This window comes from Nocardia testacea NBRC 100365, assembly GCF_000308775.1.
GTDB classification, from domain to species: domain Bacteria; phylum Actinomycetota; class Actinomycetes; order Mycobacteriales; family Mycobacteriaceae; genus Nocardia; species Nocardia testacea.
Window position 1 is genome coordinate 1 of sequence record NZ_BAGJ01000069.1, and the last position, 6,666, is coordinate 6,666.

At 70.1% G+C, this 6,666-nt stretch carries 8 protein-coding genes; 5 read left to right on the forward strand and 3 right to left on the reverse strand.

The window, feature by feature from the left end; all coding sequences use genetic code 11:
• A partial coding sequence (locus tag ON38_RS08790) for a serine/threonine-protein kinase (protein WP_039823885.1) occupies positions 1-782 on the reverse strand: 782 nt, incomplete at its 3' end.
• A gap of 288 nt (positions 783-1,070) precedes the next feature.
• Here ON38_RS08790 and priA point away from each other — a divergent pair.
• From priA to hisI, 4 genes are all read left to right on the forward strand, one after another.
• Positions 1,071-1,802 (forward strand): bifunctional 1-(5-phosphoribosyl)-5-((5-phosphoribosylamino)methylideneamino)imidazole-4-carboxamide isomerase/phosphoribosylanthranilate isomerase PriA, encoded by a 732-nt coding sequence (priA, locus tag ON38_RS08795; RefSeq protein WP_039823886.1) that lies wholly within the window; start codon positions 1,071-1,073, stop codon positions 1,800-1,802.
• Positions 1,803-1,827: 25 nt separating this feature from the next.
• Positions 1,828-2,697: an inositol monophosphatase family protein gene (locus tag ON38_RS08800; protein ID WP_051164524.1), complete on the forward strand. Its 870-nt coding sequence runs from the start codon at positions 1,828-1,830 to the stop codon at positions 2,695-2,697.
• 64 nt (positions 2,698-2,761) lie between these two features.
• Complete coding sequence (gene hisF, locus ON38_RS08805; protein WP_039823888.1) at positions 2,762-3,535, forward strand: imidazole glycerol phosphate synthase subunit HisF; 774 nt, start codon at positions 2,762-2,764, stop codon at positions 3,533-3,535.
• Positions 3,535-3,885, forward strand: coding sequence for a phosphoribosyl-AMP cyclohydrolase (gene hisI, locus ON38_RS08810; protein WP_039823890.1), 351 nt, complete (start codon positions 3,535-3,537; stop codon positions 3,883-3,885). Before hisF ends, hisI begins: the two co-directional genes overlap by 1 nt.
• An 8-nt stretch (positions 3,886-3,893) precedes the next feature.
• On the opposite strand, the gene ON38_RS08815 is transcribed toward hisI, so the two are convergent.
• Together ON38_RS08815 and ON38_RS08820 are read right to left on the reverse strand one after the other, a co-directional pair.
• Positions 3,894-4,385: a MarR family winged helix-turn-helix transcriptional regulator gene (locus tag ON38_RS08815; protein ID WP_039823892.1), complete on the reverse strand. Its 492-nt coding sequence runs from the start codon at positions 4,383-4,385 to the stop codon at positions 3,894-3,896.
• A 144-nt stretch (positions 4,386-4,529) separates the two neighbouring features.
• Positions 4,530-4,994: a peroxiredoxin gene (locus ON38_RS08820; RefSeq protein WP_039823894.1), complete on the reverse strand. Its 465-nt coding sequence runs from the start codon at positions 4,992-4,994 to the stop codon at positions 4,530-4,532.
• Positions 4,995-5,072: 78 nt separating this feature from the next.
• Between ON38_RS08820 and ON38_RS08825 the strand changes: the two genes are divergently transcribed.
• Positions 5,073-6,666, forward strand: a 1,594-nt coding sequence (locus ON38_RS08825) for an anthranilate synthase component I (protein ID WP_051164525.1), incomplete at its 3' end; no start/stop codon positions are given.

A 6,666-nucleotide genomic window follows, 5' to 3' on the forward strand; every position in this document is an offset into this window, starting at 1 on the left:
CCAGTGCCTCCCGCGCCCTCGCGCATGGTCGGCCGGTCCCGGGGATCCGAGCTCAGCAGGTCCAGCACGAAATCGGTGGCGGGTCCGGCATTCTGCGGTTCGCTCACCTGGCCGTTGGCCGCCGCGTAGAGCACCTTGAGCGGATTGCCGGAGCCGAACGGCGGTTCACCTTCCAGGGCGTGGAAGAGCGTGGCGCCCAGGGCGAAGACATCCGCGGCCGGGGTGGGATCGGCGCCGCGCGCCACCTCCGGCGCGAGATAGGCGGCGGTTCCGCAGATCAGGCCCGTTTCGGTGAGCGTGACATCGCCGGTGGCCCGGGAGATGCCGAAATCGGTGATCTTCACCGTGCCGTGATCGTCGAGCAGCACATTGCCCGGTTTCACGTCGCGGTGCACGATGCCGGCCTGATGCGCGGCGATGAGCGCCGAGGCCACCTGTTCGCCGATCCGGGCGACCTGCGGCAGCGGCAGCGGGCCCTGCGCCGACAGCACCTGCGCCAGACTGCGCGATTTCATGTACTCCATCACCAGGCACGGATCGCCGCCGTGCTCGGTGATATCGAAGACCACGATGGCATTCGGATGCTGGAACCGGGCCGCGTTGCGGGCTTCCCGGGTCGCGCGCTGGCGGAGCACATCCCGCTCCGCGGGCGGCAGACTGGGTTTGATGTGGATCTGCTTGATCGCCACCGACCGCTGCAGACGCTCGTCGACGGCACGCCAGACCACGCCTGTGCCGCCGCTACCAATCTGCTCGACCAGGCGGTAGTGATCCGCGATCAACTGACCGGTATCGATGGCGCCTACTCCGAACCTTCTCGAAATCGTGACATGCCGCGTCCTTGACCACTCACGCGTTCGGGACGAGTGTAGCGGGCACCTCGACCGCCCCAGTGGGTGATGTCACCTTAACGGGCGGCCGGGCGCGGGGTCGCGCCGGTGTACCGATGTCCCGCCGATGGGCGTGCCGGGCGGGCGAACACCGGGCTACCGTCCGGTTGTCGCTTCCGGACCCGTCCGGTGCCGACTGCGGATGGGTCGGGCCCGGCCGCACCTACTAGGCTGTTCCGAGTGAGTCTTGTGCTGCTGCCCGCTGTCGATGTCGCCAATGGAGAGGCCGTGCGCCTGGTACAGGGCGCGGCGGGCAGCGAAACCAGTTACGGTTCGCCCCGCGACGCGGCCCTGGCATGGCAGGAGGACGGCGCCGAATGGGTCCATCTGGTCGACCTGGACGCGGCGTTCGGCCGGGGATCCAACCGGGAGCTGCTCGCGGCGGTCGTCGGTGAGCTGGATGTGGCCGTCGAACTGTCCGGCGGGATCCGCGACGACGAATCGCTGAAGGCCGCGATGGCCACCGGCTGCGCCCGGGTCAACCTGGGCACCGCCGCGCTCGAGGATCCGCAGTGGTGTGCCCGGGCGATCGCGGAGTACGGCGAGCGGGTCGCGGTCGGGCTGGATGTGCAGAAGGTCGACGGGGAGTACCGGCTCCGCGGCCGCGGCTGGGTCAGCGACGGCGGCGATCTGTGGGAGGTACTGGAACGGCTGGAACGCGACGGCTGCTCCCGCTACGTCGTCACCGATGTCACCAAGGACGGCACCCTCACCGGGCCGAACCTGGACCTGCTGCGCGAGGTGTGCATGGCCACCGACGCGCCGGTGATCGCCTCGGGCGGAGTGTCGGCCCTCGCCGACCTCACCGCGATCGCCGAACTGGTGGACGACGGGGTGGAGGGGGCGATCGTGGGCAAGGCGCTGTACGCGGGCCGGTTCACCCTCCCCGAAGCGCTGGCCGCCGTCCGTTGAACCGCGATGATCGGGGCCTGAACCGATGACCGGCACAGACAGCGAACTGGGCACTCTGCTGGCGACCGCCGCCGAGGTCCTCGACGGCGTGAGCGCCCGTTTCCTCGAAGGCCGCGGCGCGCCCAGCGCGGTGGCCAAGGGCTCGCGCGATTTCGCGACCGAACTCGATCTGGAACTCGAACGCACCATCTCCGCGCAACTCGTCGAGCGGACCGGTATCGCCGTGCACGGCGAAGAGTTCGGCGGGCCCGCGCTCACCAGCGGTACCGCCTGGGTGCTGGACCCCATCGACGGCACCTTCAATTATTCGAACGGGCATCCGCTCACCGGGACCCTGCTGGCGCTGGTCCGCGACGGGGAGCCGGTGCTCGGCCTGGCCTGGTTCCCGCCGCTGGGCCGCCGCTACGCCGCGGTCGTGGGCGGGCCGCTGCTGCTCGACGGTAAACCGCAGCCGCCGCTGGCCCCGGCCGTACTCGACGAGGCGATGATCGGTTTCGGCGCGTTCAACATCGAATCCACCGGCCGGGTGCCGGGCCTGTTCCGGCACCGGGTGCTCGGTGCGCTGAGCGCGCTGTCCTCGCGGGTGCGGATGCACGGCTCCACCGGAATCGACCTGGCCTTCACCGCCGAGGGCACGCTCGGCGGTGCGATCGTCTTCGGGCACCACCCCTGGGACAACGCGGCCGGCGCGCTCATGGTGCGGTGCGCGGGCGGTGTGGTCACCGACCTCGAGGGTGTGGACTGGACCATCGAATCCGGTTCGGTGCTGGCGGCCGCACCGGGTGTGCACGCCGAACTGCTGGACATGATCGCCGCGACCCGGGGCAGCGGGTACACCCCCGTGTCCGACCGGGTGGAGACGGCCGGCCCGCGCGGCGGGGAGGGAAACCGGTGAGGCGATCCGTCCGCCTTCGCCGCGGCTACCGCGGACCGCATCTACCAGCTTCGACGAGGAACCCATGACACTTGCTACGCGTGTGATCCCGTGCCTGGACGTCGATTCCGGGCGGGTGGTCAAGGGCGTGAACTTCCAGAACCTGCGCGATGCCGGCGATCCCGTGGAACTCGCGGCCGCCTACGACGCCCAGGGCGCCGACGAACTCACCTTCCTCGACGTCACCGCCTCCAGCGGCGATCGCGGCACCATGCTCGACGTGGTGACGCGGACCGCCGAGCAGATCTTCATCCCGCTCACCGTCGGTGGCGGGGTCCGCACCGTCGAGGACGTGGACCGGCTGCTGCGCGCGGGAGCCGACAAGGTCTCGGTCAATACCGCCGCCATCGCGCGACCCGAGGTGCTGCACGAGATGTCGCAGCGATTCGGGTCGCAGTGCATCGTGCTGTCGGTGGACGCCCGGACGGTGCCCGACGGGGAGCCGGCCACGCCTTCGGGCTGGGAGGTCACCACGCACGGCGGGCGCCGGGGTACCGGTATCGACGCGGTCGAATGGGCGATCCGCGGCGCCGAACTCGGAGTGGGGGAGATCCTGCTCAATTCGATGGACGCCGACGGCACCAAAGCCGGTTTCGACCTGCGCATGATCGGCGCGGTCCGGGCCGCGGTCTCGATCCCGGTCATCGCCTCCGGTGGGGCGGGCGCGGTGGAGCATTTCGCCCCGGCCGTGCAGGCCGGTGCCGACGCCGTACTGGCCGCGAGTGTGTTCCACTTCGGCGACCTCACCATCGCGCAGGTCAAGGACGCCATGCGCGCGGCGGACCTGGTGGTGCGGTGATGGATCAGATCCTCGATCCGGCGATCGCGGCCCGGCTCAAACGCAACGAGGCGGGGCTGGTGGCCGCGGTCGCGCAGGAACGCGCCACCGGTGAGGTCCTCATGATGGCCTGGATGGACGACAACGCCCTGGCCCGCACGCTGGCCACCCGCCGGGCCACCTACTATTCGCGGTCCCGGCAGCAGTACTGGGTGAAGGGCGAGACCTCCGGGCACACCCAGTACGTCCATGAAGTGCGCCTGGACTGTGACGGCGACACCGTGCTGCTGATCGTCGACCAGGAGGGCGCGGCCTGCCACACCGGTACGCATACGTGCTTCGACACCGATGTACTGCTGGCCGGAGAGTAGGCGGTAGGTCAGCGCCGGGAGTCCGAGGCGGTGGGCCGGCCGGACCGCCCCAGCACCGTTTCCAGATGGGTGGTGAGGGTTTCGCCCAGGTCGGCCAGGGCGACGGTCTGTTCGGCGTCCAGGCCCTCGAACACCAGCCGGCGCACCACATCCATATAGCCGGGCGCCGCCTCCACGACCTTCTGATGACCTTCCTCGGTGAGCAGGGCCAGCACCCCGCGCCGTCCGGTGGCCGCCGTGCGGGTCGCCCATCCCATGCGCTCGAGCTTCGACACCACATGGGAAAGCCGTGATAGCGATGAGTTAGCTCTCTGGGCGAGTTCGCTCATCTGTAGCCGCCGGTCCGGCGCTTCCGACAGCAGCGTGAGCACCCAGTACTCGAAATGGGTGACCCCGGATTCTCGCTGCAGGTCGGTGTCCAGAGCCCCCGGCAGGCGGTTCAACAGCGCGACCACCGCGCGCCAGGCGCGTCCTTCGACCGGGTTCAGCCAATCCGTCACTTGTCCGCCTTCTCTCCACCCCGGCGACGATTGCGGCAGCGGTCGCTCGGCTATGGAGAGTTTGCCACGACTTCGCTCGGTCGTGTGGCAACTCGGAAACGAAGGTGAGTTCATTCACAGGGCCCGCGCGGGCCCCGCGGTGGATCAGGCGTCGGCGCGGTCGCGGAGGAACTCCAGCGCCTTGTCCGCGTGCACATCGGCGCGCAGTTCACTGCTGATCACGGTCAGGACGCGACGATCGGTGCCGATCACGAAGGTATGCCGCTTCACCGGCAGTAGTTTGCCCAGCAGGCCGCGTTTGACCCCGTATGCCTCGGCGACCGTGCCGTCGGCGTCGGAGAGCAGCGGATACTCCAGTCGCTGCGCTCCCGCGAACCCGGCCTGCACATCCACCGCGTCGGCGCTGATCCCGGCACAGTGCGCGCCGAGCGCGGCGAATTCGGCGGTGAGATCGCGGAAATGGCAGGCCTCGGCGGTGCACACGGGTGTGTTCGCGGCGGGGTAGAAGAACAGGACGAGTGGCCCGTCGGCCAGCAGGGAGTCCAGGGAGCGGAGCGTGCCGCTCTGGTCCGGGAGTTCGAACGCGGGGGCGGGCGAGCCGATCTTCATACCCGGACAGTACCTGCGACAGCGCCTCGCGCGGGGTGCGTCGCGAGGCCTACGAGCGGAACTGGAAAGATAGGGCGAATGCACGGCGCGCCCACTCCCGCGACTACCTCCCGCGAGCAGTTCCTCGAACTCGCCGCCGAACACCGGGTCGTCCCCGTGACCCGGAAGGTGCTGGCGGATTCGGAGACTCCGCTGTCGGCCTACCGCAAACTGGCCGGTGACCGCGCGGGTACCTTCCTGTTCGAATCCGCGGAGAACGGCCGATCGTGGTCGCGCTGGTCGTTCATCGGCGCGGGGAGCCCGTCCGCGCTCACCGCCGTGGACGGCGCCGCCACCTGGCTCGGCGCCACCCCGGCGGGCGCGCCCTCGGGCGGTGATCCGCTCGCGGCGCTGCGCGAGACCCTGGAGCTGCTGCGTACCGAACGGCTGCCCGGGCTGCCGCCGCTGACCGGCGGGATGGTCGGTTATCTCGGCTACGACGCGGTACGCCGCATGGAACGGCTGCCCGAGCAGGCCCTCGACGATCTGCGGCTACCGGAGATGGTGCTGCTGCTGGCCACGGACCTGGCCGCGTTCGATCACCACGAGGGCGCGATCACCCTGATCGCCAACGCGGTGAACTGGAACGGCACCTCGGAGAACGTGCACGCGGCCTACGACGATGCCGTCGCCCGGCTGGACCGGATGACCGCCGCGCTCGGCGCGCCCGCCGCCTCCACGGTCTCGGTGTTCGATCAGCCCGAGCCGCAGTTCCGGCGGGCCCGCACACCGGACGAGTTCGGTGCCGGCGTACGTCGCCTGGTCTCCGAGATCGAGGCCGGCGAAGCGTTCCAGGTGGTGCTGTCGCAGCGCTTCGAGATGGACTACGGCGGCGCGCCGATCGATCTGTATCGGATGCTGCGCGCGGCCAACCCGAGCCCCTACATGTTCCTGCTGCACATCCCGGACGCGGACGGCCATACCGCGTTCTCCATCGTCGGGTCCAGCCCGGAGGCGCTGGTTGCGGTCCAGGACGGCGTCGCCACCACACATCCGATCGCGGGTACCCGGTGGCGCGGCGCCACCGAGGAGGACGATCTGCTGCTCGAGAAGGGCCTGCTGGCCGACGAGAAGGAGAACGCCGAACATCTCATGCTGGTCGACCTCGGCCGTAACGATCTGGGCCGGGTATGTGTGCCGGGAACGGTGCGGGTCACCGAATACCGGCACGTCGAGCGGTACAGCCATGTGATGCACCTGGTCTCCACGGTCACCGGGCGGCTCGCCCCGGGCAAGATCGCCCTGGACGCGGTGCGCGCGTGTTTCCCGGCGGGCACGCTCTCCGGGGCGCCCAAGGTCCGCGCCATGCAGTTGATCGAGGAACTCGAGCCCACCCGGCGCGGGGTCTACGGCGGCGTGGTCGGCTACCTCGATTTCGCCGGTGACGCCGATACCGCCATCGCCATCCGTACCGCCCTGCTCAAGGACGGTATCGCCTATGTGCAGGCGGGTGCGGGAGTGGTGGCCGACTCCGAGGCCGAATACGAGGACACCGAATCCCGGAACAAGGCGATGGCCGTACTGCGTGCGGTCGCCGCCGCCGAAACGGTGCGCGCCTTCGACGAGGGCCCCGAGGCCGACCCGCGCCGGGACGGGGATCGCGAATCCGCCGCCTCGGTGCCCGGGAGCGGCG